The sequence below is a fragment of the Pseudomonas sp. UBA3153 genome (assembly GCF_002364635.1).
Taxonomy (GTDB): domain Bacteria; phylum Pseudomonadota; class Gammaproteobacteria; order Pseudomonadales; family Pseudomonadaceae; genus Pseudomonas_O; species Pseudomonas_O kuykendallii.
In genome coordinates, this window is sequence record NZ_DEYR01000035.1 from 51808 (window position 1) to 77259 (window position 25452).

A 25452-nucleotide genomic window follows, 5' to 3' on the forward strand; every position below is an offset into this window, starting at 1 on the left:
CGTAGGGTGGGCTTCAGCCCACCACAGTGCGCTCAGCGCCGAAGCGGTGGGCTGAAGCCCACCCTACGGTCCGTCTGGGATCCGAGCTATCGACGAGGCCTCAGGCCAGTTCGGCGACCACCGCTGACAGCGCCTGCGCCGGGTTGGCCGCCTGGCTGATCGGGCGGCCGATCACCAGATAGTCGGAGCCGGCGTCCAGCGCCTCGCGCGGGGTGAGGATGCGACGCTGGTCGTCCTGCGCGCTGCCGGCCGGGCGAATGCCGGGAGTGACCAGCTGCAGCCGTGGATACGCCGCTTTCAACGCGCTGGCCTCCTGCGCCGAGCAGACCAGGCCGTCCATCCCGGCTTTCTCCGCCAGCGCCGCCAGGCGCAGCACCTGAACCTGGGGTTCCACGTCCAGGCCGATTCCGGCCAGGTCCTCGCGCTCCATGCTGGTCAGCACGGTCACGCCGATCAGCAACGGCTTCGGCCCGTTGAGGCGCTCAAGCGTCTCGCGGCAGGCGACCATCATCCGCAGCCCGCCGGAGCAGTGCACGTTGACCATCCACACGCCCATCTCCGCCGCCGCCTTCACCGCCATCGCCGTGGTGTTGGGGATGTCGTGGAATTTCAGGTCGAGGAAAACCTCGAAGCCCCGGTCGCGCAATGTGCCGACGATGTCCGAGCCACAGCGGGTGAACAGCTCCTTGCCGACCTTGACCCGGCACAGCGCCGGATCGAGCTGGTCGGCGAGTTTCAGCGCGGCGTCGCGGGACGGGAAATCCAGAGCGACGATGATCGGGGACTGGCAGGCGGACATGGCGGGCTCTCACGGCGGATCGAAAACGGCGCGCATTGTCGCAGAAAGCCGGAATTTTCCGTAGCCGCGCGAGGTGCCGAGCGACGATTTTCCGACCTCTCCGTACGCCTGGCGGACGACCTGGCTGCGCCCCGATCCTCCCGGCTGGCGCGCTCGACTTTGGCTCGGTGGCGCGCGCTGAATCGATTCACTCTCTCCGTTCGACGCACCAGCGCGACGCACGCTGACCCGCCGGTCACGCCGTGCGAGGCCACGGGAACCGCTGGGCCAGGCTCTGTTTCGTGCAAACGCAAGACTGGCACGACGGCTGCAAAACGTAACAGGACGTGTCGTAAATCCATTGAGAGGTCAGCATGAGCACGCAACTCAAACCCACCCTCGGCACCCTGCACCTGTGGGGTATCGCCGTCGGCCTGGTGATTTCCGGAGAGTACTTCGGTTGGAGCTATGGCTGGGGCGTAGCGGGAACGCTCGGTTTCCTGGTTACCGCGCTGCTGGTGGCGGCGATGTACACCTGCTTCATCTTCAGCTTCACCGAGCTGACCACCGCCATTCCCCACGCCGGCGGGCCCTTCGCCTACAGCCGCCGCGCCTTCGGTGAAAAAGGTGGACTGATCGCCGGCCTCGCCACGCTGATCGAGTTCGTCTTCGCGCCGCCGGCCATCGCCATGGCCATCGGCGCCTACCTCAACGTGCAGTTCCCCGGTCTCGATCCGAAGCTTGCGGCAGTTGGCGCATACATCGTCTTCATGACGCTGAACATCCTCGGCGTCAGCATCGCTGCGACCTTCGAGCTGGTGGTGACCATCCTCGCGGTGGCCGAGCTGCTGGTGTTCATGGGCGTGGTGGCACCGGGCTTCAGCTTCAGCAACTTCGTGCTCAACGGCTGGGCCGGCTCCAACGAGTTTGGCGGCGCGGCGATTTCCGGCATCTTCGCCGCGATCCCCTTCGCCATCTGGTTCTTCCTCGCCATCGAAGGCGCCGCCATGGCCGCCGAAGAAGCCAAGGACCCGAAACGCACCATTCCCAAGGCCTACATCGCCGGCATCCTGACCCTGGTCACGCTGGCCATGGGCGTGATGATCTTCGCCGGCGGCGTCGGCGACTGGGCGGCCCTGTCGAACATCAACGACCCGCTGCCGCAGGCGATGAAAGTGGTCGTCGGGGAAAGCTCCGGCTGGCTGCACATGCTGGTCTGGATCGGCCTGTTCGGTCTGGTCGCCAGCTTCCACGGCATCATCCTGGGCTATTCGCGGCAGTTCTTCGCCCTCGCCCGCGCCGGCTACCTGCCGGCCAGCCTGGCCAAGCTGTCGCGCTTCCAGACCCCGCACCGGGCGATCATCGCCGGCGGCGTGGTCGGTATCGCGGCGATCTATAGCGACGGCCTGATCAACCTGCAAGGCATGACCCTGACGGCGGCGATGATCACCATGAGCGTGTTCGGCGCCATCGTCATGTACATCATGAGCATGCTCAGCCTGTTCAAGCTGCGTAAGAGCGAGCCGAACCTGGAGCGCACCTTCCGCGCGCCGGGCTACCCGATCGTGCCGGGCATCGCCCTGGTGCTGGCAGTCGTCTGCCTGGTGGCGATGGCCTGGTTCAACGCGATCATCGGACTGATCTTCCTGGGCTTCATGGTGGTGGGCTTCGTCTACTTCCTTCTGACCGGCCATCAGCGCGCCAACGCCCGCAGCGACGTGCTGTTGACCGGTGGTGCCGCCTGACGTTTAGTGACGCCTGAGTGCCGACGCCGGACGCTTGCGCCCGGCGTCGTCGTTTCCGAGCCCGCCGTCGCGCACCGGACACCGACGCGCCGCGGCCCGCCCCACGGAGCCCCGCCATGCCTTACAGCACATCCGTCGGCAGCCAGTCCTACCGCTTCGCCGACCTCAAGACCCTGCTGGCCAAGGCCAGCCCCGCGCGCTCCGGCGATTATCTGGCCGGCCTCGCCGCCGCGACCTACGAAGAACGCATGGCGGCGAAGATCGCTCTCGCCGACGTGCCGCTCAAACGCTTTCTCGAGGAAGCGCTGATTCCCTACGAAGCCGACGAAGTCACCCGCCTGATCATTGACGGCCACGACCTCGCGGCGTTCGCCCCGATCTCCCACCTCACCGTCGGCGACCTGCGCGACTGGCTGCTGCTCGATTCCACCGACAGCGCCACGCTGATCGCCGTGGCGCCAGGCATCACGCCGGAAATGGCGGCAGCGGTGAGCAAGCTGATGCGCAATCAGGACCTGATCCTGGCGGCGAAGAAGTGCCGCGTGGTGACCCGCTTCCGCAACACCATCGGCCTGCCCGGCCACCTCTCCGTGCGCTTGCAGCCCAACCATCCAACCGATGACGTGCGCGGCATCGCGGCGAGCATGCTCGACGGCCTGCTCTACGGCTCGGGCGACGCGGTGGTCGGCATCAACCCGGCGAGCGACTCGCTGCCGACCCTGATGCGCCTTTGGCAGATGCTCGATGAGGTCCGCCAGCACTTCGACATTCCGATGCAGAGCTGCGTGCTCACCCACGTCACCACGCAGATCCAGGCCATCGAGGCCGGCGCGCCACTGGACCTGATGTTCCAGTCGATCGCCGGCACCGAGAAGACCAACTCCAGTTTCGGCATCGACCTGTCGATCCTGCGCGAAGCGCACGACGCCGCCCAGAGCCTCGGCCGCGGTACCGTCGGCGACAACCTGATGTACTTCGAAACCGGCCAGGGCTCGGCGCTTTCCGCGGGCGGCCACCACGGCGTCGACCAGCAGACCTGCGAGGCGCGCGCCTACGCCGTGGCCCGCGAGTTCAAGCCGCTGCTGACCAACACCGTGGTCGGCTTCATCGGCCCGGAGTACCTCTACGACGGCAAGCAGATCATCCGCGCCGGGCTGGAAGACCATTTCTGCGCCAAGCTCCTTGGCGTGCCGATGGGCTGCGACGTTTGCTACACCAACCATGCCGAAGCCGACCAGGACGACATGGACACCCTGATGACCCTGCTCGGCGCCGCCGGGATCACCTTCATCATGGGCATCCCGGGCGCCGACGACATCATGCTCAACTACCAGAGCACCTCGTTCCACGACGCGCTCTACCTGCGCAGCGTGCTTGGATTGAAGCGCGCACCGGAATTCGATGCCTGGCTGACACGCATGGCGATCACCGAGGCCTCCGGGCAACTGCGCGAGATCGGTCGCGGCCACCACCTGCTCAAGCAACTGCCCTTCCTTTCCGGAGCCGCCTGATGAGCGACCTGACCCTGACGCAAGGCAACCCCTGGGACGAACTGCGCGCGCACACCTCGGCGCGCATCGCCCTCGGCCGGGTCGGCTCCAGCCTGCCGACCCGCGAGGTACTCAAGTTCGGCCTGGCGCACGCCCAGGCGCGCGACGCGGTGCACCGGCCGCTGGATTTCGATGCCCTCGGCGACGAACTCCAGGCCGCCGGCTTCCGCACCCTGCGGGTGAAGAGCGACGCCGAGGACCGGCACATCTACCTGCTGCGCCCGGACCGTGGCCGCAGCCTCGACGAGGCCTGCCGCGAACGCCTGCGCGAGGAAGCCCCGGCGCCGGAACTGGCCGTGGTGATCGCCGACGGGCTGTCCTCCATCGCCGTGCAAAAGCATGCGTTGCCGCTGCTGCGCCTGTTCCGCGAGCGCTTCGAGGCGGACTGGGCGAACACGCCGGTGGTGCTCGCCGAACAGGGACGCGTGGCCATCGGCGACGGCATCGGCGAGGCGCTGCGGGCCAGGCTGGTGATCGTGATGATCGGCGAGCGTCCCGGGCTGACCTCGCCGGACAGCCTCGGGCTGTACGTCAGCTACGCGCCGAAGGTCGGCCTGATGGACAGCGAGCGCAACTGCATCTCCAACGTGCGTCCCGAAGGCCTGCCCTATGGCGTCGCCGCCCACAAGCTCGACCACCTGGTGCGTGGCGCGCTGCGCCTGCAGCTCTCCGGCGTGGCGCTGAAGGACGACAGCACGCTGCATGACGTACTGCCGGCGAACTGACAGGTTGCTCCGCGCGTCCTAAGGTAAGGACACCCAACGACAACAAGGAGACTCCCATGCCCTGGTATGCCTGGCTGATTCTGCTGGTCGCCATCGGCTCCATCGTCGGCGGTCTGATGATGTTGCGTGACACGGCGAAGGAAGTGCCGCTGTCCAAGGAACAACTCGACCGCGTCCACCAGCGCAACGCCGAAGCGGACGCCCAGGACGCGGACGACCGCTGACCGCTCTGAGAGGCTTAGCCCACTCGATGGTCGCCAGCCCGTCAGGTCGTCCCACGGGCCCAGGCCTACGGTCTAGCGCTTGGCGTCGGCCTGTCCGGGCGCAGCATCGAGGTGATAGCGTGTCAGCAGCGCGGCGTAACGCCCGTTGCGCTTCAGGGTTTCGAGGATCGCTGAAAGTCGCTCGGCGTCGATCGGTCCGTTCGGGCGGATCAGCGCCAGCGGGCGGAAGGCCTGGTCCACGCGCGTGGAAACCAGTAACCGCTCACGCCGCTCGGGGTGCGCGTCGAAGTACATGCGCAGGTAGGACTTGGTCATTACACTGAGATCGATGCGCTGGTGCAGAAGCATCTCCAGATTGGTCTCGTGGGAGCGGCTGAGGATGGCGTCGAAGCGCTGGTGCAGGCGCTCGCTGTCGCTTTCGAAATCGGCGAAGGCATAGTGATAGCCAACGTGCAGACCCAGACGCTTGCCCTCCAGCGTGGCGAAGTAGCTTTGGTCCCGGCCAGGCATCGCGCGGGCGACGAAGACCTCCGAGTCATCGATCCCCAGGTCGAGGGTCTGCATGGGAGTGTCCTGCCAGCCCCACTGGCGGGACTCGAACAGCACCAGGTCGATACGACCGCGGGTAAAATCACGGTAACGCCGCCCCGTGGAAGTCAGCGTGATCTCAAAGCGGTAGTCGTCCTGCACGGCGTTCATCGCGTCCAGCAACTCCGGCAGCAAGCCACCCGGCTCACCCTGCGCCGGCATCGCCACGTAAGGCAGATACTCACTCGCACCGACCATCACGCGCTGCGCGGCAGCCAGCGACTGCGCCAGCAGGCAGCAGAGCAGGAAGAGAATTTTACTGGGCGCGGACACGAAGGGTACCCCGATGACGAGTGAAGACGCCCGCGGATTCGGGGCTACCCGTTATCGGCCGATTTCAGCGTTCCTTGATGACCAGCGACAGCGCCTGTTCCGCCAGTTGATCCAGGCTCATCGGACCCTCGGGACGGAACCAGGTGTTCGTCCAGCTCAGCGCGCCGGTCAGGAAGCGCCGCAGGATGAAGCTGTCGCCGCTGAAATAGCCCGCCGCGCGGGCTTCATCGAGCACGTCGAGCCAGAGCTGCTCGTAGGTATCGCGCAGACCGAGGATGTAGCGCTGGCTGTCCTCGGACAGCGAACGCCATTCGTAGACGAGCACGGCCATCGCCTCCCCGGTTCCGCCCATGATCGACTGCAGCTCGCAGCGGATCAGCGCCAGCACGCGCCCGCGCAGATCCTCGGCCTGAGTCAGCGCGGCGTGCATCAGCGCGGTGTTATAGCGGATGGTTTCCTCCATCACCGAACGAAGGATCTCGTCCTTGCTCTTGAAGTGATGAAAGATGCTGCCTGACTGGATGCCCACCGCGCTGGCCAGGTCGCGCACGGTGGTGCGCTCGTAACCTTTGCTGCGGAACAGGTGCGCCGCCGTTTGCAGCAGCTTGCCGCGGGCGCTGTCAGGATCGGTGATCTGTCCACTGGCGAGCAATTCCGCCATCACTGCCTGGGCCTGCCGATCGTCCACGCTGAGTTCCCCGATGCTGTCTGATGCGCCCCGGAAAACGTCCGATGCACGCAAGTCGTTGTGTATGCGGGGGAATTTATGCTGCGCGAGGTTGCCAAGCAAGCGCTTGGGCAAGAAAGCGTTGATCTGGGCTTTTAAACCAAGCGCTTGCTTGGTAGGCTTCACTGCAATCGAATCGGGCTGCAGGAATACTCCATGACCAAGACCGTTCGCATCGGCTGCGCCTCGGCCTTCTGGGGCGACACGTCGACGGCCGCCGCACAGCTGGTCCAGGGGGCCGAGCTGGACTACCTGGTATTCGACTACCTCGCGGAAATCACCCTGTCGATCATGGCCGGCGCCCGCATGAAGAACCCCGAGGCCGGCTACGCGACAGATTTCGTCGAGGTGCTGGCGCCGCTGCTGGAGGATATTTCCAGCAAGCGCGTCCGCGTGATCAGCAACGCTGGCGGGGTCAACCCGAAGGCCTGCGCCCAGGCCCTCGCCAGCGCCTGCGCTGAGGCCGGCGTCGACCTGAAGATCGCCGTCCTGCACGGCGACGACCTGCAGCCGAGCTTCGCCGAGCTGCGCAAGGCCGGCATCCAGGAGATGTTCAGCGGCGACCCGCTGCCGCCGATGTGCGTGTCGATCAATGCCTACCTCGGCGCGCCAGGCATCGTCGCGGCGCTGCAACAGGGCGCGGACATCGTCATCACCGGCCGGGTGGTCGACAGCGCGGTGGTCAGCGCCGCACTGGTGCATGAGTTCGGCTGGGCCTGGGACGACTACGACCGGCTGGCCCAGGCCGCGCTGGCCGGCCACATCATCGAGTGCGGCGCGCAGTGCACCGGCGGCAATTTCACCGACTGGGAAAGCGTGCCGGACTACGAGCACATCGGTTTCCCTCTCGTCGAGGTCGCCGCCGACGGCCGCTTCGTGGTCGGCAAACCGCCGGGAACTGGCGGCCTGGTCAGCCCGTTCAGCGTCGGCGAGCAACTGCTCTACGAGATCGGCGACCCACGCGCCTACCTGCTGCCAGACGTGATCTGCGACTTCACCCAGGTGACGCTCGAGCAGGTCGGCGAAGACCGCGTCGCCGTGCAGGGCGCCCGTGGCCTGCCGCCCACCGAACGCTACAAGGTCAGCGCCACCTGGCCGGACGGCTTCCGCTGCGTCGCCAGTTTCCTGATCGCCGGGATCGATGCGGTGCGCAAGGCGGAACGGGTCAGCCGGGCAATAGTCGCGCGCTGCGAGGAAATGTTCGCCCAGCGCCGCTGGCCGCCTTTCGCCCAGGTCGACATCGAGCTGCTCGGCGCCGAAGCCACCTACGGCGCACGGGCCGAACGCCGCGACGCCCGCGAGGTGGTGGTGAAGATCGGCGTGCGCCATCCGAGGAAGGAAGCCCTGCTGCTGTTCTCCCGCGAGATTGCCCAGGCCGCGACCGGCATGGCGCCGGGGTTGACCGGCATCGTCGGCGGTCGGCCAACGGTGTACCCGGTGATCCGCCTGTTCTCCTTCCTGATCGACAAGGGCGCCTGCGCGCTGAGCGTCGAGCTGAACGGTGATCGCCTGCCCGTGGCCCTGCCGCCCCGCCCGGCGCTGGATACCCGGGAACTGCCCGAGGACCTGCAACCGCCGCGCCCCGAGGGCGAAGCGGACACCAGCGTGCCGCTGATCCGCCTCGCCGTGGCCCGTTCCGGCGACAAGGGCGACCACAGCAACATCGGGGTGATGGCGCGGCGCCCCGAGTACCTGCCGTGGATCGCCGAAGCGCTGACCTGCGATGCCGTGGTGGAGTGGATGCGCCACGTGCTCGACCCGGTCACCGGGCGCGTCGCCCGCTGGTACCTGCCCGGTACGCACAGCCTGAATTTCCTGTTGGAGAACGCCCTGGGCGGAGGCGGCGTGGCCAGCCTGCGCATCGATCCGCAAGGCAAGGCGTTCGCCCAGCAACTGCTGGAATTTCCGGTGCCGGTGCCTTGCGCGCTGGCGGAGACGCTGCCGGTGGACCACGAGGTGTAGCCGGGCGAATCAGCGGGGTGGACAACGCGACGCAGTTGTCCGCCCTACGCGACAGACAAGGCACCACCTTGACAGGGTGGTGCCCGAAACGAGCCGAAGGACAACAACAATGACATACGACTCGATCTTCAAACCCGGCCTGTTCAGCGGCCGGATCGTGCTGGTCACCGGCGGCGGCAGCGGCATCGGCCGTTGCACCGCGCACGAACTGGCGGCCCTGGGCGCCCACGTGGTGCTGGTCGGACGCAAGCAGGACAAGCTGGAAAGCACCGCCGGCGAGATAGTCGAGGACGGCGGCAGCGCCAGCTTTCAGGTCTGCGACATCCGCGAGGAAGACGCGGTGAAGGCCATGGTCTCGGCGGTGATCGCCGAGCACGGGCCGATCCATCACCTGGTCAACAACGCCGGCGGGCAGTACCCCGCCCCGCTCGCCTCGATCAACCAGAAAGGCTTCGAGACCGTGGTGCGCACCAACCTGGTGGGCGGCTTCCTGGTCGCCCGCGAAGTCTTCAACCAGAGCATGAGCCGGACCGGCGGCAGCATCGTCAACATGCTCGCGGACATGTGGGGCGGCATGCCCGGCATGGGCCACTCCGGCGCGGCACGGGCGGGCATGGAGAACTTCACCAAGACCGCCGCCGTCGAGTGGGGTCACGCCGGGGTGCGGGTGAACGCGGTGGCGCCGGGGTGGATCGCCTCCAGCGGCATGGACACCTACCCGGAGGCGATGAAGAAGATGATCCGCTCGCTCAAGGACCACGTGCCGGTGCAACGCATCGGCAGCGAGTCGGAAGTCTCCGCCGCCATCGTGTTCCTGCTGTCTCCGGCGGCGGCCTTCATCAGCGGCAACAGTATCCGCATCGACGGCGCGGCGAGCCTCGGCAGCCGGGCCTGGCCGCTTGGCGCCGCGAAGAACGCCGAGGGCTACAACGGCTTCCACCGGGCCTACCTGCCGGACGTGCTGAAGGGAGAATGACGCGATGCCGGTGATCCAGTCCGAAATCGACGTACACGGCGACACCTTCGCCGCCAACCGCGAAGCCATGCTGGCGGCCCTCGAGAGTTTTCGCAGCGTCGAACGGCAATGCCTGGAGAAGGCTGCCCAGGCCAGGGATAAGTTCGACCGCCGGGGCCAGCTGCTGCCGCGCGAACGGCTCGACCTGCTGCTGGATGCCGGCAGCCCGTTCCTCGAACTCTGCGCGCTGGCCGGCTACAAGCTGCACGACGACAAGGACGGCACCCAGGCCGGCGGCGGGATCATCTCCGGCATCGGCTACGTCGCCGGGGTGCGCTGCCTGATCAACGCCAGCAACAGCGCGATCAAGGGCGGCACCATCTCGCCCAGCGGACTGAAGAAGACCCTGCGCCTGCAGCAGATCGCCATGGAGAACAAGTTGCCGCTGGTGACCCTGGCCGAAAGCGGCGGCGCCAACCTCAACTACGCGGCGGAAATTTTCGTCGAGGGGGCGCGCGGCTTCGCCAACCAGGCACGGATTTCCGCCATGGGCCTGCCGCAGATCACCGTGGTGCACGGTTCGTCCACCGCTGGCGGCGCCTACCAGCCGGGGCTCTCGGATTACGTGGTGGTGGTGCGCGGCAAGGCCAAGATGTTCCTCGCCGGCCCGCCGCTGCTCAAGGCCGCCACCGGCGAGATCGCCACCGACGAGGAGCTGGGCGGCGCGCTGATGCACGCCCAGGTCGCAGGCACCGCCGAGTACCTGGCAGAGAACGACGCCGACGGCGTGCGCATCGCCCGCGAGATCATTGCCCAACTGCCGTGGAACGCGCAGTTGCCCCTGCGCGAGCACCCCCCGTATGCCGAGCCGCTGTACCCGGCCGAGGAACTGCTCGGCGTGGTTCCGGCCGACCCCAGGAAGCCCTACGACGTGCGCGAGATCATCGCGCGGATCGCCGACGGCTCGGAGTTTCTCGCCTTCAAGCAGGAATTCGACGCGCAGACCGTCTGCGGCCACCTGCGCATCGAGGGCCGGCCGTGCGGACTGATCGGCAACAACGGCCCGATCACCCCGCAGGGAGCGGCCAAGGCGGCGCAGTTCATCCAGCTCTGCGAACAGAGCAACACTCCGCTGCTGTTCCTGCACAACACCACCGGCTTCATGGTCGGCACCGAGTCCGAACGCCAGGGTGTGATCAAGCACGGCTCGAAGATGATTCAGGCGGTGGCCAACGCCACGGTACCCAAGCTGACGCTGGTCGTCGGCGGCTCTTACGGCGCCGGCAACTACGCGATGTGCGGCCGCGGCCTCGACCCGCGCTTCATCTTCGCCTGGCCGAACAGCCGTACCGCGGTGATGGGCGGCGCGCAGGCCGGCAAGGTGCTGCGTATCGTCACCGAGGAAAAGCACGCCAAGGACGGCAAGGTCGCCGACCCGAAGATGCTCGACATGCTGGAAAGCGTCACCGCGCAGAAACTCGACAGCCAGTCCACCGCGCTCTACGGCACCGCCAACCTGTGGGACGACGGACTGATCGACCCGCGCGACACGCGGACGCTGTTGGGCTATCTGCTGGACATCTGCGCCGAGGCGGAACGGCGGCCGTTGAAGAAGAGCAGCTTCGGCGTGGCGCGTTTCTGACCCCAATACGTGAATCGGTGCGCATAGCGCACCCTACGGAGAACTGCGCAGGAACCGACCGTAGGGTGCGCCGTGCGCACCAACCAAGTCTCGGTGCACACAGCCCAGGCGGCCCGCACCCCCTACTGGAGAACAACAACAATGATCTTCACCCAGGAACACGAGGAGCTGCGCCGCACGGTGCGCAATTTCGTCGACAAGGAAATCAACCCGCACGTCGACGCGTGGGAGAAGGACGGCCGCTTCCCGATCCACGACATCTTCAAGAAGGCCGGCGAACTGGGCCTGCTGGGCATCTCCAAGCCGGAGAAATTCGGCGGCATGGGCCTGGACTACAGCTACTCGATCGTCGCCGCCGAAGAGTTCGGCACCGTCCATTGCGGCGGCATCCCGATGTCCATCGGCGTGCAGACCGACATGTGTACCCCGGCCCTGGCGCGCTTCGGCTCCGACGAGCTGCGCGAAGAGTTCCTGCGCCCGGCCATCAGCGGCGAAATGGTCGGCTGCATCGGCGTATCCGAAGTCGGCGCCGGCTCCGACGTCGCGGGCCTGAAGACCACCGCGCGCAAGGACGGCGACGACTACCTGATCAACGGCAGCAAGATGTGGATCACCAACTCGCCGTCGGCCGATTTCATCTGCCTGCTGGCCAACACCAGCGACGACAAGCCGCACGTCAACAAGTCGCTGATCGTGGTGCCGATGAAGACGCCCGGCATCAGCGTCAGCCCGCACCTGGACAAGCTCGGCATGCGCAGCTCGGAGACCGCCCAGGTGTTCTTCGACAACGTGCGCGTGCCGCAGCGCAACCGCATCGGCCACGAAGGCGCGGGCTTCATGATGCAGATGCTGCAGTTCCAGGAAGAGCGGCTGTTCGGCGCCGCCAACATGATCAAGGGCCTCGAGCACTGCGTCGACGCCACCATCGATTACTGCAAGCAGCGCCACACCTTCGGCCTGCCGCTGATCGACAACCAGGTCATCCACTTCCGCATGGCCGAACTGCAGACCGAGATCGAGGCGCTGCGCGCGCTGGTCTACCAGGCTACCGAGATGTACGTGAAAGGCCGCGACGTGACCAAGCTGGCGTCGATGGCCAAGCTCAAGGCCGGCCGCCTCGGCCGCGAGGTATCCGACGCCTGCCTGCAGTACTGGGGCGGCATGGGCTTCATGTGGGACAACCCGGTAGCGCGCGCCTACCGCGACGTGCGGCTGGTCTCCATCGGCGGCGGCGCCGACGAAATCATGCTCGGCATCATCTGCAAGCTTATGGGCATCCTGCCGGGCAAGAAAAAATAGTCGGGAACGATTTTTAACGTCGCGCAGCGACGGCCCGAAGGGTGGCTGCCAGGGACGGCAGGCCATAAGAACGTTTGATCGTAGGGTGGATCACGCCTTATCGATCCACCATGACGGTGGACGTAAAAGGCGACGTCCACCCTACGCACTGATGGGCCTTCTGCCTGGGAAGAAAAAATAGCCGGGGACGATTTTTTAACGTCGCGTAGCGACGGCCCGAAGGTGGTCGCCCAGGGATGGCAGGCCATGAATGAAGACCGAGCGTCGGGTGGACGTCGCGTCTCACGCCCATCACCACGGTGGATCGATGAGACGTGATCCACCCTACGCGCTGTAGCGGCCTGCACCGCGAAACACTGGACTCGAAGGTATTCCCATGAGCGATCTGCCCGACTGCGAAACCCTGCTGCTGAAGCTCGACGCCGGCGCGTTGCACGTCACCCTCAACCGCCCGGACAGCCGCAACGCCATGAGCCTGGCAATGGTCGGGGAGCTACGTGCCGTAATCGCCAGCGCGAAACAGGACCGCAACGTCCGCGCACTGGTGCTGCGCGGCGCGGGCGGGCACTTCTGCGCAGGCGGCGACATCAAGGACATGGCCGGGGCGCGGGCCAGGGGCGGCGATGCCTACCGCGAACTGAACCGCGCGTTCGGCGCCCTGCTGGAAGAGGCGCAACAGGCCTCGCAGGTGCTGATCGCCGTTCTCGAAGGCGCGGTGCTCGGCGGCGGCTTCGGCCTGGCCTGCGTGTCCGACATCGCCATCGCCTCGACGACGGCCAGGTTCGGCCTGCCGGAGACCAGCTTGGGCATCATCCCTGCGCAGATCGCACCCTTCGTCGTGCGCCGCATCGGCCTGACCCAGGCCCGGCGCCTCGCGCTGACCGCCGCGCGCTTCGACGGTGCCGAGGCCTTGCGTCTGGGTCTGGTGCATTTCAGCGCGCCTGACGCGGAGCTGCAGCTGCAGCAGGTGCTCGAACAGGTGCGCCAATGCGCGCCGGGCGCCAATGCGGCGACCAAGGCGCTGCTGCTGGCCAGCGAAGACGAACCACTGGACGCCCTGCTCGACCACGCCGCCGGCCTGTTCGCCGACGCGGTGCTGGGCAGCGAGGGCGCGGAAGGCACGATGGCCTTCGTGCAAAAGCGCACGCCGAAGTGGGCCCGGTAGTGGCTCTCCCCTCTCCCGCTTGCGGGAGGGAGGTCGGCGGAGAGGGAACAAACAGACCCAGCATTTGTAGGGTGGATGTCGCTCTCTACATCCACCAGAAACACTGCAAGGTGGATCGATAACGCGCGATCCACCCTACACAAACCACAGTGGTTTTAACGGCAGATCGTAGGGTGGATGTCGCTCTTCACACCACCAGAACACGCACGGTGGATCGATAAGCGCGATCCACCCTACGCAAACCCGAGTCGGGTTCGAACGGCAGGAGTAGGACAACAACATGGCTGCATTCGACAAGATCCTCATCGCCAACCGTGGCGAGATCGCCTGCCGGGTAATGCGCACCGCGCACGCGCTGGGCTATCGCACGGTTGCCGTGTACTCCGAAGCCGATTCCGGCGCGCGCCATGTGCAACTGGCCGACGAGGCCGTGTGCATCGGCCCGGCGCAGGTCAACCAGTCGTACCTGGTGATCGAAAACATCATCGCGGCGGCACAGAAAACCGGCGCCGACGCCATCCATCCCGGCTACGGCTTCCTCTCCGAGAATGCCGACTTCGCCCGCGCCTGCGAAGCGGCGGGCATCGTCTTCATCGGCCCGGGCATCGAGGCGATCCACCTGATGGGCAGCAAGCGCCTGTCGAAGATCGCCATGCTAGAAGCCGGCGTGCCCTGCATTCCGGGTTACGAAGGCACCGATCAGGACGAGGCGAGCCTGGCCGAACAGGCCGGGCGCATCGGCTACCCGCTGATGATCAAGGCCAGCGCCGGCGGTGGCGGCCGGGGCATGCGCCTGGTGCAGGACAGCGGCGAGCTGATCGCCGGGTTGCGCACCGCACGATCGGAGGCGCAGAACGCGTTCGGCAACGGCGAACTGATCCTCGAGCGCGCGCTGGTCCAGCCGCGCCACGTGGAGATCCAGGTTTTCGGCGATCGACACGGTAACGTCGTGCATCTCGGCGAGCGCGACTGCTCGGTGCAGCGTCGCCACCAGAAGGTCGTCGAGGAATCGCCCTGCCCGGTGATGACACCCGCGCTGCGCCAGGCGATGGGCGATGCGGCGGTCAAGGCCGCGGCGTCGGTCAGCTACGTCGGCGCCGGCACCGTGGAATTTCTGCTGGACGCAAATGGCGAATTCTTCTTCCTGGAGATGAACACGCGGCTGCAGGTCGAGCACCCGGTCACCGAACTGGTCACCGGCCAGGACCTGGTGGCCTGGCAGATCAAGGTCGCCGAGGACCAGCCGCTGCCGCTGCGCCAGGAGCAGATCCAGCTCACCGGCCACGCCATGGAGGTGCGCCTGTATGCCGAGGACCCGGCGCACGGTTTCCTGCCGCAGACCGGCGAGGTGCTGCGCTGGGAGCCGGCCGAGCGGGAAGGCATCCGCATCGACCACGGCCTGCGCGAAGGCCAGCGCATCAGCCCGTTCTACGACCCGATGCTGGCCAAGGTGATCGCCTACGGCGCGACCCGCGACGAGGCGCGGCGCAAGCTGATCCGCGCGGTCGAGGACTGCGTGCTGCTGGGCGTGAACGGCAACCAGCGCTTCCTCGCCAATCTGCTCAGGCACCCGCAGTTCGCCGCCGGACGCGCCACCACCGCCTTCATCGCCGAGCATTTCGCCGACGATGCCAGCCTGTTTCCGCAACGCCCCACTGCCGGCGAGCTGGCCTGCGCCGCCGCCCTGCTCTACCAGTCCCACGCGCAGGCGAACCGCCAGCGCGCCGGCTGGCGCAATGCGGCGCAGGCGACGGCCTGCTTCCAGCTCGGGCAGGCCGAGCAGCGTCATCGGGTGGAGCTGCGGGTGATCGAGTCCGGCGCGCAGCCGCAGCTTCTCGCCCGGGTTGGCGACGCGCGTATCGCACTGCGTCTGCTCGATGGCGACGGCCGCTGGGCGACCCTGGAAATCGACGGAGTCCGCCGGCGCCAGGCCTACCACCTGGCCGGCGACAAACTCTGGCTGTACGGCGCATTCGGCAATCTGGAACTGGTCGACCTGACCCAGGCCGCGGCCGACCCTTCACAGGCGGAAGGCTCGACCACGCTCAAGGCGCCCATGGACGGCGCCATCGTCGAGGTACTGGTAAGCGAGGGTGAGCGCGTCGCCAAGGGGCAACTGCTCGTCGTGCTGGAAGCCATGAAGATGGAGCACTCGCTCAAGGCCGGCCTCGACGGCATCGTCGTCCGGGTCCAGGCGAACAAGGGCGAGCAGGTGAAGAATCGCCAGATGCTGGTGGAAATCGAGCCATCCGAAGCCTGACAAGGGTTTGCATAACAACAACGAGCGGAGAGCAACCATGTCCCTGTACGGCAAAACGCTATTCATCACTGGAGCCAGCCGCGGCATCGGCCGGGAGATCGCCCTGCGCGCGGCCCGTGACGGCGCCAACATCGTCGTCGCGGCGAAGAGCGCCGAGCCCCACGCCAAGCTGCCCGGCACCATCTTCAGCGTCGCCGAGGAAGTGGAGGAAGCCGGCGGCAGGGCCCTGCCGCTGCAACTCGACGTGCGTGACGAGAACGCGGTGTCAGCCGCCATGGCCCAGGCGGCCGAACACTTCGGCGGGCTGGATGCGCTGATCAACAATGCCGGCGCGATCAAGCTGCTCGGCGTCGAGAAGCTCGAGCCCAAACGCTTCGACCTGATGTTCCAGATAAACACCCGCGCGGTGATGGTCTGCAGCCAGGCGGCGCTGCCCTACCTGAAGCAAAGCGCCAACGGGCACATCCTCAGCCTCTGCCCCCCGCTGAACCTGGCGGGCAAGTGGTTCGCCCAGCACGGCCCCTACACGGTGACCAAGTACGGCATGAGCATGCTCAGCCTGGGGATGCACGAGGAGTTCGGCCGGTACGGCATCAGCGTCAACGCGCTCTGGCCGAAAACGATGATCGCCACCGCGGCGATCGAGTTCGAGCTGGGCAGCCGCGACGCCTTCCGGCGCGCCCGAACGCCGGCGATCATGGCCGACGCCGCCCACGCCATCCTCTGCACGGAAGGCCGGCAGCTCAGCGGGCGTTTGCTGATAGACGAGGAGATCCTGCGTGAACAGGGACAGAGCGAATTCGAGCAGTACCGCTTCGACCCCGAAGGCGGCAGCCTGATAAGCGATCTGTTTCTCGACTGATCGCAAGGCAGAACGGTCGGGGTGACGCGGCCGACTTACTGGCGGAAATGGAACTGCAGCTCGGCGCCTTCGATGCCGCTGTTGCGCTCCAGCTCATTGGAGATGACCCGCCCGCTGAGCTGGAACGGCTGCTGCACGTTCTCCTTCTCGGCGAACATCGGCGGCAGCAGGCCACTCTCCGACTTGGCGGTGGCCTTCTGCTTGGCTTCGGGCTCGAGGTTTTGCACCAGTTCGCGGGGCAGGCTCAGGTCCAGCTTGGGTTTGGCCAGCGTGACGTCCTCGACGGGCGTCTCCGCGGGCGTGCCCTTCGCCTTGCCTTTGGATTTGACCACCGGCGCGGCGGGAGCAGGTGCCTGCGGCGCTGGCTTGGCGGCGGAGCTGTCGGCCACCACGGGCTTGGTCGCCACCGGCGGCGGTAATTCCTTGCGCGGCGCGGCAGGTTCGACCTGGGTGACGGGCTTCGGCCTAGCGGGCTCGTTCGGCGGCCCGGCCGGCTTGTCGCCGCTGTCGCAGGCGGCGAGCAGAAGCGCCAGGCAAAGGGTGGTCATTCGCGAAATCATGGCATCTATTCTATAGCGCTGAGGCCAGCCCGGCGGTTGACCCGATGGGCGATTTCCTACAGCAGGCTCACGGCATCCTGGCACAGCTGAGTCGCTAGCAGGCCCAAGGTTATGAACGCCCGCTCGGCCTCGCGGTTCCACGGAATTCCGCAGTTCAGACGGACGCAATGGTTGAACTGCTCGGTGTTGCTGAAGATCAACCCGGGCGCGATGCTGATGCCCTGCTGCAACGCCCGGACCTGCAGCTCCTTGGTGTTCACCCGCGCCGGCAGACTGACCCAGAGGATGAAGCCGCCGTTGGGCCGGGTGATCTGCGTACCCTCCGGGAAATGCTGCTGCACGGCGAGTTGGAACGCACTGAGGTTTTTTCGGTATTCCTGGCGTATGTAACGCAGGTGCCGGTCATAGCCACCGTTTTCAAGGTAGGCGGCGACCGCCATCTGCGTGACGCTGCAGGCCGAATGGGTGGTGAACGTCTGCAGCCGCTGGATATCGTTCTGGTATTTGCCGGCGACGATCCAGCCGATCCGCACGCCCGGCGACAGCGTCTTGGAAAAGCTCGAACAGTAGATTACCCGCCCGTGCCGGTCATGGGCCTTGAGCGCCTTCACCCCGCCCTGCTCGAACATCAGCTCGCCGTAGATATCGTCTTCGATGATCTGAATATCGAACTCGTTGGCCAGCCGCAGCAGCTGCTTCTGACGGTCCTCCGGAATCGTTCCGCCCAGCGGATTGCTCAGCCGCGCGGTGAGCACCAGCGCCTTGATCGGCCACTGGTTGGCGGCCAGTTGCAGCGCCTCGAGACTGATCCCGGTGGTCGGATCGCTGGGGATCTCGATGACCTTGAGTCCGAGCAGGTCGGCCAGTTGCAGCAGGCCGTAATAGGTCGGCGACTCGGTGGCAATCAGGTCGCCCGGCTGGGTCAGCACGCGCAGCGACATCTGCAGGGCATCGACGCAGCCGTGGGTGATCACCACTTCCGACGGGTCGACCACCACGCCGGCATCGCGCATGCGAATCGCCACCTGCCGGCGCAGCGGCTCGAAGCCCGGGCTGAACATGTAGCTGAATGCCCGCGGACTCTGGAACCGGGTGACCTTGGCCAACTGCTGGTGCAACGCGCGCACGGGCAGGTAATCCACGTGCGGCACCGCCGCTCCGAATGGAAACACGCCTTCGCGACGCGACTCGGTGAGTACCTGGTTGATGATGCTCGCCCGCGTGACCAGCCCAGGCAACTCGACGCGGGCGATGTCCGGCGTCGGCGCGGTCAGCGCCGGTGTCTGGTGCACGTAGTACCCGGACTGTGGACGCGCGCGGATCAGTCCCTGGTCTTCCAGATTGGCATAGGCTTGCAGGACCGTCGCGTGGCTGACGCTGAGTTGCGAACTCATCTTGCGCACCGAGGGCACACGCTCGCCTGGCTGGTAGACACCACGACGGATGTCCTCGGCCAGTTGCTGGGCGATGCGCTGGTAAAGCAGGAGGTTGGTCATGGCGGCGGTCCGTAGCGTGCGTAACAGTGTCGTGATAGTTCGATGTGCACCGGCACAGTTACCTCATTCTGCTGTCCGTTTCACAATTGCGCCAGCCCGCTGGTTCGTTCGCGCATAAAAAACCCGGCGCTCGAGACGAACGCCGGGTTGGGTTCCGCGGTCCGTCAGCGTTCGTCGCTGAGGTGCCCCTGCTCGTCGGAAAAGACGATCTCCACACGGCGGTTCTGCGCGCGGCCGATGGAGGACGCATTCTCCGCGACCGGATACGCCTCGCCGAGCGCCTGCACCCGCATGCGCTTGGCGTCCACGCCGAGGTCTTCGAGCATGTCGGCCACCGACTGGGCCCGCGCGCGGGAAAGCTCCAGGTTCATCTTGGCGTCACCGCGGGCATCGCTGTAGCCCTCGATGCGCACGATCCGACGCGGGTTGAGTTGCAGGAACTGCGCGAGCTTGAGCACGGTGCGGTTGGCCGAAGCCTTCAGCTCGGAATGGCCGGTGTCGAACAGCACGTCGCCCAGCGTCATCACCAGCCCACGGTCGGTGTTGCTGGTCAGTACGCTGGCCATCTGCGCGTCGAGCAGTGCACCCTGCTGCTGCACGCTGAGCAACTTGGCCTCGCGCAGCGTCAGTTGCAGGCGTCGACGCTCGAGCTCCAGGGCGGCCAGGCGCTCGTTATTCTGGGTCAGCTTGCCGTGCTCGGTGGCGATCGCGCTGTAGCGCTGGCTCAGGTAGGCGAAGTGAACGACATCGTCGTCGCTCCCCGAATAGCTGGACAACCGGTCGGCACGCGCCAGCGACTCGCCTGCGCGAATCACATCCTTGGGCGCCGCGTGCAACACCTCGGCATTGTCCTTCACCGCATCGAACGCGGCATGCGCCTGCTCCAGGGCCTGCTGGGCTTGTGGCGAAGTGGCGCAACCGGCAAGGGCAAGAAGGCAGACGCCTCCCGCCGCGGCGAGAAAACGGCTCATTGCTGCTCTCCCAGTTGCTTGCGCAGGCGGTTCAATTTGCCGTGCAGGTCGGCCAACTGAGCCTCGCTCTTGCTGGTCAGTACCAGCGCCTCGGCGAGCCGTGCGTCCAGTTCGGCCTGCTCGGCCAGAACTCGCGCACGCTTGTAGTCCTGGTCGGCGATGGCGCCCTGGGCGGCGGCCAGCTTGGTCTCGGCAAGCATCAGCTCGTCCATCTGTTCGACGGCACCAACGGCCTTGGCCTGGGCCACGGCCTGTTCGGTCAGGCGAATCTGTTCGGCGGGGATGGGATCGGTGGCGCAACCGGCGAGAAACATGAACGCCACGCCGGCGGCGAATAAACGATTACTCAAAACGGATTCCTATGGAGTCGATTCACTGGCCGTCTGGGCGTTTTCCTGCTCCCAGCGCTCGAGATTGCTCTGCAGCAGAGTCTGCGGCAGACCGGCAGCGCTCAATTCTGTCATTTTCTTCGCCAGTTGTCCGCGCAACCAGGGCTCGTTGCAGGCCGAATCGTGGGACAGCGTGAGAAACAGCCCCTCGCTGGAAACCGGTGGAGAGAGCACTTCGAGCTGGTTGGCGATGTTCATCTTGCGCGCCAGCGCGAGCCCCGGGTACTGCTCGTAGATCACGTAATCGCTGCGCTCGAGCAGCAGCATCTGGAAGGCCTGGTTCAGGCTCGGCACCGTTTCCAGCTGCAGGTTTTCCTGGGCGAAGGTATCGAATGCCTGGCCGAAGCTGTTGTTCACCAGGGTTCGCCCGCTGTGGCCACGCAGGTCGTCCCAGGCGCTGTAGGGGAACGTCTCGCCCTGACGAATCCACACCACGCTGGGGGTCTCGTAAATGGCCGGATGGATGTAGTCCATGGTGTCCAGCCGCGCCGAAGTCAAGAAGGCCCCCGCGAGAAGATCGACGCGCCCGGTACGCACTTCATCCTGAGCACGTGACCAGGGGCCGGTGTAGATCACATCGATCGTGACCCCGAGTTCCTTGCCAAGGTGCTTGAGCAGATCGGCGTTGGCACCGACCAATTGTTTGGGGTTCTTCGGGTCGCGCCACAGGTAAGGCGGATATTCGGGGTTGCCGGTAGCGACCAGACGCTCGCATTTGCCGGCGGCCATGAGCCAATTTGGAACAAGAGCGAATCCCAACAGCAACGATGTAAACCAGGCGTATCTGCCCATGCTGGATCTCGGCCGATAGTCAAAAACGGTCTTTCGTAGCAGGACGCCCTACCGCCTGTCCGCCGCTACGCTATCCGTCCTTGTACAAAATCCACGGCCCCGTGAACAGGAAATAATGACAATTCGGTGATCTGGGCACATTCCGCGCCCACAAAAAAGCCCGCTCGAGAGCGGGCTTTTTCAGGTCGGGCGTCGGATCAGAGCTGCTTTTCCAGCTCCGGCACGGCCTCGAACAGATCCGCCACCAGGCCGTAATCGGCCACCTGGAAGATCGGTGCTTCTTCATCCTTATTGATCGCGACGATCACCTTGGAGTCCTTCATGCCGGCCAGGTGCTGGATCGCACCGGAGATACCGACGGCGATGTACAGCTGCGGCGCGACGATTTTGCCGGTCTGGCCGACCTGCATGTCGTTCGGCACGAAGCCGGCGTCGACCGCGGCGCGCGATGCACCCACGGCGGCGCCGAGCTTGTCGGCCAGCGAGTACAGGTGGCTGAAGTTGTCGCCGTTCTGCATGCCGCGACCGCCGGATACGACGATCTTCGCGGCCGTCAGCTCAGGACGGTCGGATTTGGCGAGTTCTTCGCCGACGAAGGACGAGACGCCCGCGTCATGCGCGGCGCCGACAGCCTCGACGCTGGCCGAACCGCCTTCTGCGGCGACAGCGTCGAAACCGGTGGCACGTACCGTGATGACCTTCACCGAGGCGCTCGATTGAACGGTGGCGATGGCGTTGCCGGCATAGATCGGGCGCTTGAAGGTGTCGGCCGACTCGACCGAGACGATCTCGGAGATCTGGTCGACATCCAGCTTGGCGGCGACGCGCGGCATGATGTTCTTGCCGTTGGCGGTGGCCGCGCTGAGCACATGGCTGTAGCCACTCGCCAGCTCGACGACCAGCGGGGCGACGTTTTCCGGCAGTTGATGCGCATAGGCCGCGTTGTCGGCAACCAGCACCTTGCTCACACCGGCGATCCTTGCGGCGGCAGCGGCCACATCGGCAACGGCCTGACCGGCGACCAGTACGTGGATATCGCCACCGATCTTGGCGGCGGCGGCAACGGTATTCAGGGTCGAGGGCGCAACGGCGGTGTTGGCCTGCCCGACGGTGACGTAGTCAGCGATTACCAGGATCGTCATTTAGATTACCTTCGCTTCGTTCTTCAGTTTTTCGACCAGTTCAGCCACCGACTTGACCTTGATACCGGCGCTGCGTACGGCCGGTGCTTCGACTTTCAGGGTCTTGTTGGTGGAAACCACGGATACACCCAGCGCATCGGGCGTCAGGGTTTCCAGTGGCTTCTTCTTGGCCTTCATGATGTTCGGCAACGAGGCGTAACGCGGCTCGTTGAGGCGAAGGTCGGTGGTGACGATCGCCGGCAGGTTCAGCGCGACGGTCTGCAGGCCGTCGTCGATCTCGCGGGTGACGTGGACCTTGTCGCCGGAAACTTCGACCTTGGAGGCGAAGGTGCCCTGACCGTAGCCGGTCAGCGCCGCCAGCATCTGGCCGGTCTGGTTGTTGTCGCTGTCGATCGCCTGCTTGCCGAGGATCACCAGTTGAGGCTGCTCCTTGTCGACCACGGCCTTGAGCAGCTTGGCTACGCCCAGCGAGGTCAGTTCTTCGCTCGACTCGACCAGCACGGCGCGGTCGGCACCCAGTGCCAGTGCGGTGCGCAACTGTTCCTGTGCGGCGCTCGGGCCGATGCTGACGACCACAATCTCGGTGGCCACGCCCTTCTCCTTCAGGCGAACCGCTTCTTCCACGGCAATTTCGCAGAAGGGGTTCATCGACATCTTCACGTTCGCAAGGTCAACGCCGGAGTTGTCCGCTTTGACGCGAACTTTGACGTTGTAGTCAACCACTCGTTTGACAGCTACAAGAACCTTCATGGATTCCTCGTTGTTCTCCGGTGAAAAAGAAACCCGTCAGACAGGCCTGATGGGCATTGCATGTCGGCCGGGACCGACCGTCGAACTGTACGTTAAGCGCAAAATGGCTCGTATCTTGACCGTATCGCCCAATCGGGTCAATACGAGGAAAAGATCCCAAAACAGCCGCCAAAGCCGATTCTATCAGGCTTTGCGCAGATTCAAACAAACGTTTGTATTGGACCCGCACGAGGGTGTGGATATAATGCACGCAGCTCTGGTCAGGGAAAGACCGGCACCATCATAAAACCGAAGAGCCTTGATTAGGAGATAGCTGTGGAACGCGAATACATGGAATTCGACGTCGTCATCGTAGGCGCCGGCCCTGCTGGTCTGTCCGCCGCCTGTCGATTGAAGCAAAAGGCCGCCGAAGCGGGCCAGGAAATCAGCGTCTGCGTGGTCGAGAAAGGTTCCGAGGTCGGCGCCCACATTCTATCTGGCGCCGTGTTCGAGCCGCGCGCCCTGAACGAACTCTTTCCCGACTGGAAAGCGCTCGGCGCCCCGCTCAACACGCCGGTGAAGCGCGACGACATCTATCTGCTGAATAGCGCAGACAAAGCCACCAAGGTCCCGAACTTCTTCGTGCCCAAGCCGATGCACAACGAAGGCAACTACATCATTTCCCTCGGCAACCTGTGCCGCTGGCTGGCCCAGCAGGCGGAGAACCTCGGCGTCGAAATCTATCCGGGCTTCGCCGCCCAGGAAGCGCTGATCGACGAGAGCGGCATCGTCCGCGGCATCGTCACCGGCGATCTCGGCGTCGATCGCGAAGGCCACCCGAAAGAAGGCGTGTTCACGCCCGGCATGGAGCTGCGCGGCAAGTACACGCTGTTCGCCGAGGGCTGCCGCGGTCATATCGGCAAACAGCTGGGCAAGCGCTACAACCTGGCCAAGGATGCCGACCCGCAGCACTACGGCATCGGCATCAAGGAACTCTGGGAAATCGACCCGGCCAAGCACGAGCAAGGCCTGGTGGTACACACCTCCGGCTGGCCGCTGAACAAGGAAAACCCGGGCGGTTCGTTCCTCTATCACCTGGAGAACAACCAGGTCGTCGTCGGGCTGATCGTCGACCTCGCCTACAGCAACCCGCACCTGTCGCCGTTCGACGAGTTCCAGCGCTACAAGCACCACCCGGTGATCAAGCAGTACCTGGAAGGCGGCAAGCGCATTTCCTACGGCGCACGCGCGCTGGTCAAGGGCGGCTACAACTCGCTGCCGAAGATGGTCTTCCCGGGCGGCGCGCTGATCGGCTGCGACCTCGGCACACTCAACGCGGCCAAGATCAAGGGCAGCCACACCGCGATGAAGTCCGGCATGCTCGCCGCCGAAGCCATCGCCGAGGCGCTGGCCGCCGGTCGCGAGGCCGATGAACTGAACAACTACGTGGACGGTTTCAAGGCCAGCTGGCTGCATGACGAGCTGTACCAGACCCGCAACTTCGGCCCGGCGATGCACAAGTTCGGCCCGCTGCTCGGCCCGGCGTTCAGCTTCGTCGAGTACAACCTGCTCGGTGGCAAGTTGCCGTTGACCCTGCACGACACGCGCATGGATCACACCTGCCTGAAGAAAGCCGCGGAAGCCGAGAAGATCAGCTACCCGAAACCGGACGGCAAGATCAGCTTCGACAAGCTCTCGTCGGTGTTCCTCTCCAGCACCAACCACGAAGAGGATCAGCCGATCCACCTGAAACTGACCGATCCGAGCATTCCGATCGGCCAGAACCTCCCGCTGTACGACGAACCGGCCCAGCGTTACTGCCCGGCAGGCGTCTATGAGGTGGTGACTCAGGAAGATGGCGAGAAGCGCTTCCAGATCAACGCGCAGAACTGCGTCCACTGCAAGACCTGCGATATCAAGGACCCGGCGCAGAACATCACCTGGGTCGCCCCGGAAGGCACCGGCGGGCCGAACTACCCCAACATGTGAGTAATGAAAAAGGCCCCTCGGGGCCTTTTTTTTGGTGGGGTGCGGAAAAGCGCGGGCATCAAGCCGGCAGCGGTCCGATGGGGAAGAAAACGCCGCTGCTCCAGACACCCAGCCAGCACTCGCCATCCTGATCGCGCGGCACCGCCAGCTCGACCATCTGGTAGAAGACATTGCGGTGAATCAGCGCATCGAGGTTGCCGCGCACCCGCAGATAAGGCGCAGGCTCCGCGGTGTCCTTGTCGAGCGTCACCCGGATCGGATGCTCTTCACCGGCTACGATTTCATCATCGACGTTGGTCATAAAGCGCAGCACCTGGCGCTCGCCCTCGCCTTCCACCTGCAACGTCAGCGCCACGAACGGCGCGTCGTCCACCGTGATGCCGACCTTTTCCACGGGCGTGATCAGAAAATAATCGTCGTCATCGCGCCGAATGATGGTTGAGAAGAGCTTGACCATCGGCTTTCGCCCGATCGGCGTTCCCAGGTAGTACCAGGTGCCGTCCCGGGCGATACGCATGTCGATGTCGCCGCAGAAGTCAGGGTTCCACAAGTGCACGGGCGGCAGGCCTTTCTTTTCCCCCTTGGGGATCTGCGCCAGAAGATCGTTGGCCTTACCTGATTCGCTCATG

Annotated in this window: 23 protein-coding genes; 12 read left to right on the forward strand and 11 right to left on the reverse strand. The window is 65.5% G+C overall.

Translation table 11 applies throughout. The annotated features are described in order from the left end of the window. Nucleotides 1-100 precede the first annotated feature (100 nt). Nucleotides 101-799, reverse strand: a complete 699-nt coding sequence (gene pyrF, locus B2X67_RS08505) for an orotidine-5'-phosphate decarboxylase (RefSeq protein WP_282344900.1) — start codon at nucleotides 797-799, stop codon at nucleotides 101-103. 353 nt (nucleotides 800-1152) lie between these two features. Between pyrF and eat the strand changes: the two genes are divergently transcribed. The 4 genes from eat (at nucleotide 1153) to B2X67_RS08525 (ending at nucleotide 5022) form a co-directional block, all read left to right on the forward strand. Beyond that, on the forward strand, nucleotides 1153-2523 hold the full coding sequence (gene eat, locus B2X67_RS08510; protein ID WP_090231231.1) for an ethanolamine permease: 1371 nt from the start codon (nucleotides 1153-1155) through the stop codon (nucleotides 2521-2523). A gap of 116 nt (nucleotides 2524-2639) precedes the next feature. Beyond that, nucleotides 2640-4034, forward strand: a complete 1395-nt coding sequence (locus tag B2X67_RS08515; protein WP_286785223.1) for an ethanolamine ammonia-lyase subunit EutB — start codon at nucleotides 2640-2642, stop codon at nucleotides 4032-4034. Continuing rightward, nucleotides 4034-4798, forward strand: coding sequence for an ethanolamine ammonia-lyase subunit EutC (gene eutC / locus B2X67_RS08520; RefSeq protein ID WP_286785224.1), 765 nt, complete (start codon nucleotides 4034-4036; stop codon nucleotides 4796-4798). The genes B2X67_RS08515 and eutC overlap by 1 nt, the downstream gene beginning before the upstream one ends. Nucleotides 4799-4854: 56 nt before the next feature. After that, nucleotides 4855-5022 carry a DUF2897 family protein gene (locus B2X67_RS08525; protein WP_090231234.1) on the forward strand — a complete coding sequence of 56 codons (168 nt, stop codon included), beginning with the start codon at nucleotides 4855-4857 and terminating at the stop codon, nucleotides 5020-5022. 72 nt (nucleotides 5023-5094) lie between these two features. Here the strand turns inward: B2X67_RS08525 and B2X67_RS08530 are convergent, their stop codons facing one another. Then, nucleotides 5095-5883: a substrate-binding periplasmic protein gene (locus tag B2X67_RS08530; RefSeq protein ID WP_286785225.1), complete on the reverse strand. Its 789-nt coding sequence runs from the start codon at nucleotides 5881-5883 to the stop codon at nucleotides 5095-5097. Nucleotides 5884-5947: 64 nt separating this feature from the next. Beyond that, on the reverse strand, nucleotides 5948-6571 hold the full coding sequence (locus tag B2X67_RS08535; protein WP_286785311.1) for a TetR/AcrR family transcriptional regulator: 624 nt from the start codon (nucleotides 6569-6571) through the stop codon (nucleotides 5948-5950). 195 nt (nucleotides 6572-6766) lie between these two features. On the opposite strand from B2X67_RS08535, the gene B2X67_RS08540 reads away from it, so the two are divergent. The 7 genes from B2X67_RS08540 to B2X67_RS08570 all read left to right on the forward strand — a co-directional run bounded on the left by B2X67_RS08540 (nucleotide 6767) and on the right by B2X67_RS08570 (nucleotide 16755). Continuing rightward, on the forward strand, nucleotides 6767-8572 hold the full coding sequence (locus B2X67_RS08540; RefSeq protein WP_286785226.1) for an acyclic terpene utilization AtuA family protein: 1806 nt from the start codon (nucleotides 6767-6769) through the stop codon (nucleotides 8570-8572). 109 nt (nucleotides 8573-8681) lie between these two features. Continuing rightward, nucleotides 8682-9548: an SDR family oxidoreductase gene (locus B2X67_RS08545; protein WP_286785227.1), complete on the forward strand. Its 867-nt coding sequence runs from the start codon at nucleotides 8682-8684 to the stop codon at nucleotides 9546-9548. Between the two features lie 4 nt (nucleotides 9549-9552). Continuing rightward, nucleotides 9553-11169, forward strand: a complete 1617-nt coding sequence (gene atuC, locus B2X67_RS08550; protein ID WP_286785228.1) for a geranyl-CoA carboxylase subunit beta — start codon at nucleotides 9553-9555, stop codon at nucleotides 11167-11169. 141 nt (nucleotides 11170-11310) lie between these two features. Continuing rightward, entirely contained in the window at nucleotides 11311-12468 is a 1158-nt protein-coding gene (atuD, locus tag B2X67_RS08555) for a citronellyl-CoA dehydrogenase (protein ID WP_286785229.1), read from the forward strand. A gap of 376 nt (nucleotides 12469-12844) precedes the next feature. Next, the gene (locus tag B2X67_RS08560) at nucleotides 12845-13633 is read left to right on the forward strand and encodes an enoyl-CoA hydratase/isomerase family protein (RefSeq protein ID WP_286785230.1); all 789 of its coding nucleotides are present in this window, start codon (nucleotides 12845-12847) and stop codon (nucleotides 13631-13633) included. 280 nt (nucleotides 13634-13913) lie between these two features. Further along, entirely contained in the window at nucleotides 13914-15893 is a 1980-nt protein-coding gene (locus B2X67_RS08565; protein ID WP_286785231.1) for an acetyl/propionyl/methylcrotonyl-CoA carboxylase subunit alpha, read from the forward strand. 37 nt (nucleotides 15894-15930) lie between these two features. Further along, nucleotides 15931-16755, forward strand: a complete 825-nt coding sequence (locus B2X67_RS08570; RefSeq protein ID WP_286785232.1) for an SDR family oxidoreductase — start codon at nucleotides 15931-15933, stop codon at nucleotides 16753-16755. A gap of 35 nt (nucleotides 16756-16790) precedes the next feature. On the opposite strand, the gene B2X67_RS08575 is transcribed toward B2X67_RS08570, so the two are convergent. The 7 genes from B2X67_RS08575 to B2X67_RS08605 form a co-directional block, all read right to left on the reverse strand. After that, nucleotides 16791-17303, reverse strand: coding sequence for a hypothetical protein (locus B2X67_RS08575; protein ID WP_286785233.1), 513 nt, complete (start codon nucleotides 17301-17303; stop codon nucleotides 16791-16793). A gap of 68 nt (nucleotides 17304-17371) precedes the next feature. Then, nucleotides 17372-18811, reverse strand: a complete 1440-nt coding sequence (locus tag B2X67_RS08580) for a PLP-dependent aminotransferase family protein (RefSeq protein WP_090231243.1) — start codon at nucleotides 18809-18811, stop codon at nucleotides 17372-17374. A 164-nt stretch (nucleotides 18812-18975) separates the two neighbouring features. Continuing rightward, nucleotides 18976-19782: an OmpA family protein gene (locus B2X67_RS08585; protein WP_282341571.1), complete on the reverse strand. Its 807-nt coding sequence runs from the start codon at nucleotides 19780-19782 to the stop codon at nucleotides 18976-18978. After that, nucleotides 19779-20132, reverse strand: a complete 354-nt coding sequence (locus B2X67_RS08590) for a DUF4398 domain-containing protein (RefSeq protein ID WP_286785234.1) — start codon at nucleotides 20130-20132, stop codon at nucleotides 19779-19781. The genes B2X67_RS08585 and B2X67_RS08590 overlap by 4 nt, the downstream gene beginning before the upstream one ends. A gap of 9 nt (nucleotides 20133-20141) precedes the next feature. Continuing rightward, entirely contained in the window at nucleotides 20142-20900 is a 759-nt protein-coding gene (locus B2X67_RS08595) for a substrate-binding periplasmic protein (RefSeq protein ID WP_286785235.1), read from the reverse strand. A 260-nt stretch (nucleotides 20901-21160) separates the two neighbouring features. Continuing rightward, entirely contained in the window at nucleotides 21161-22105 is a 945-nt protein-coding gene (locus B2X67_RS08600; protein ID WP_286785236.1) for an electron transfer flavoprotein subunit alpha/FixB family protein, read from the reverse strand. Next, nucleotides 22106-22855: an electron transfer flavoprotein subunit beta/FixA family protein gene (locus B2X67_RS08605; RefSeq protein WP_282341579.1), complete on the reverse strand. Its 750-nt coding sequence runs from the start codon at nucleotides 22853-22855 to the stop codon at nucleotides 22106-22108. It lies immediately after the preceding gene. A gap of 315 nt (nucleotides 22856-23170) precedes the next feature. Here B2X67_RS08605 and B2X67_RS08610 point away from each other — a divergent pair, with 315 nt between their 5' ends. After that, entirely contained in the window at nucleotides 23171-24823 is a 1653-nt protein-coding gene (locus B2X67_RS08610; protein WP_090231248.1) for an electron transfer flavoprotein-ubiquinone oxidoreductase, read from the forward strand. A gap of 58 nt (nucleotides 24824-24881) precedes the next feature. On the opposite strand, the gene B2X67_RS08615 is transcribed toward B2X67_RS08610, so the two are convergent. After that, nucleotides 24882-25451 carry a DUF1285 domain-containing protein gene (locus tag B2X67_RS08615; protein ID WP_286785237.1) on the reverse strand — a complete coding sequence of 190 codons (570 nt, stop codon included), beginning with the start codon at nucleotides 25449-25451 and terminating at the stop codon, nucleotides 24882-24884. Between the last annotated feature and the right edge of the window lies 1 nt (nucleotide 25452).

Excerpts from the sequence above, each read along its gene's own strand:
- B2X67_RS08575 (WP_286785233.1), bottom strand. The coding sequence starts at position 17,303 with ATGACCACCCTTTGCCTGGCGCTTCTGCTCGCCGCCTGCGACAGCGGC.
- B2X67_RS08565 (WP_286785231.1), top strand. The coding sequence starts at position 13,914 with ATGGCTGCATTCGACAAGATCCTCATCGCCAACCGTGGCGAGATCGCC.
- B2X67_RS08605 (WP_282341579.1), bottom strand. The coding sequence starts at position 22,855 with ATGAAGGTTCTTGTAGCTGTCAAACGAGTGGTTGACTACAACGTCAAA.
- B2X67_RS08585 (WP_282341571.1), bottom strand. The coding sequence starts at position 19,782 with ATGAGCCGTTTTCTCGCCGCGGCGGGAGGCGTCTGCCTTCTTGCCCTT.
- atuD (WP_286785229.1), top strand. The coding sequence starts at position 11,311 with ATGATCTTCACCCAGGAACACGAGGAGCTGCGCCGCACGGTGCGCAAT.
- B2X67_RS08570 (WP_286785232.1), top strand. The coding sequence starts at position 15,931 with ATGTCCCTGTACGGCAAAACGCTATTCATCACTGGAGCCAGCCGCGGC.
- eat (WP_090231231.1), top strand. The coding sequence starts at position 1,153 with ATGAGCACGCAACTCAAACCCACCCTCGGCACCCTGCACCTGTGGGGT.
- B2X67_RS08600 (WP_286785236.1), bottom strand. The coding sequence starts at position 22,105 with ATGACGATCCTGGTAATCGCTGACTACGTCACCGTCGGGCAGGCCAAC.
- B2X67_RS08595 (WP_286785235.1), bottom strand. The coding sequence starts at position 20,900 with ATGGCCGCCGGCAAATGCGAGCGTCTGGTCGCTACCGGCAACCCCGAA.
- B2X67_RS08580 (WP_090231243.1), bottom strand. The coding sequence starts at position 18,811 with ATGACCAACCTCCTGCTTTACCAGCGCATCGCCCAGCAACTGGCCGAG.
- B2X67_RS08560 (WP_286785230.1), top strand. The coding sequence starts at position 12,845 with ATGAGCGATCTGCCCGACTGCGAAACCCTGCTGCTGAAGCTCGACGCC.
- B2X67_RS08540 (WP_286785226.1), top strand. The coding sequence starts at position 6,767 with ATGACCAAGACCGTTCGCATCGGCTGCGCCTCGGCCTTCTGGGGCGAC.
- eutC (WP_286785224.1), top strand. The coding sequence starts at position 4,034 with ATGAGCGACCTGACCCTGACGCAAGGCAACCCCTGGGACGAACTGCGC.
- pyrF (WP_282344900.1), bottom strand. The coding sequence starts at position 799 with ATGTCCGCCTGCCAGTCCCCGATCATCGTCGCTCTGGATTTCCCGTCC.
- atuC (WP_286785228.1), top strand. The coding sequence starts at position 9,553 with ATGCCGGTGATCCAGTCCGAAATCGACGTACACGGCGACACCTTCGCC.
- B2X67_RS08525 (WP_090231234.1), top strand. The coding sequence starts at position 4,855 with ATGCCCTGGTATGCCTGGCTGATTCTGCTGGTCGCCATCGGCTCCATC.
- B2X67_RS08545 (WP_286785227.1), top strand. The coding sequence starts at position 8,682 with ATGACATACGACTCGATCTTCAAACCCGGCCTGTTCAGCGGCCGGATC.
- B2X67_RS08615 (WP_286785237.1), bottom strand. The coding sequence starts at position 25,451 with ATGAGCGAATCAGGTAAGGCCAACGATCTTCTGGCGCAGATCCCCAAG.
- B2X67_RS08515 (WP_286785223.1), top strand. The coding sequence starts at position 2,640 with ATGCCTTACAGCACATCCGTCGGCAGCCAGTCCTACCGCTTCGCCGAC.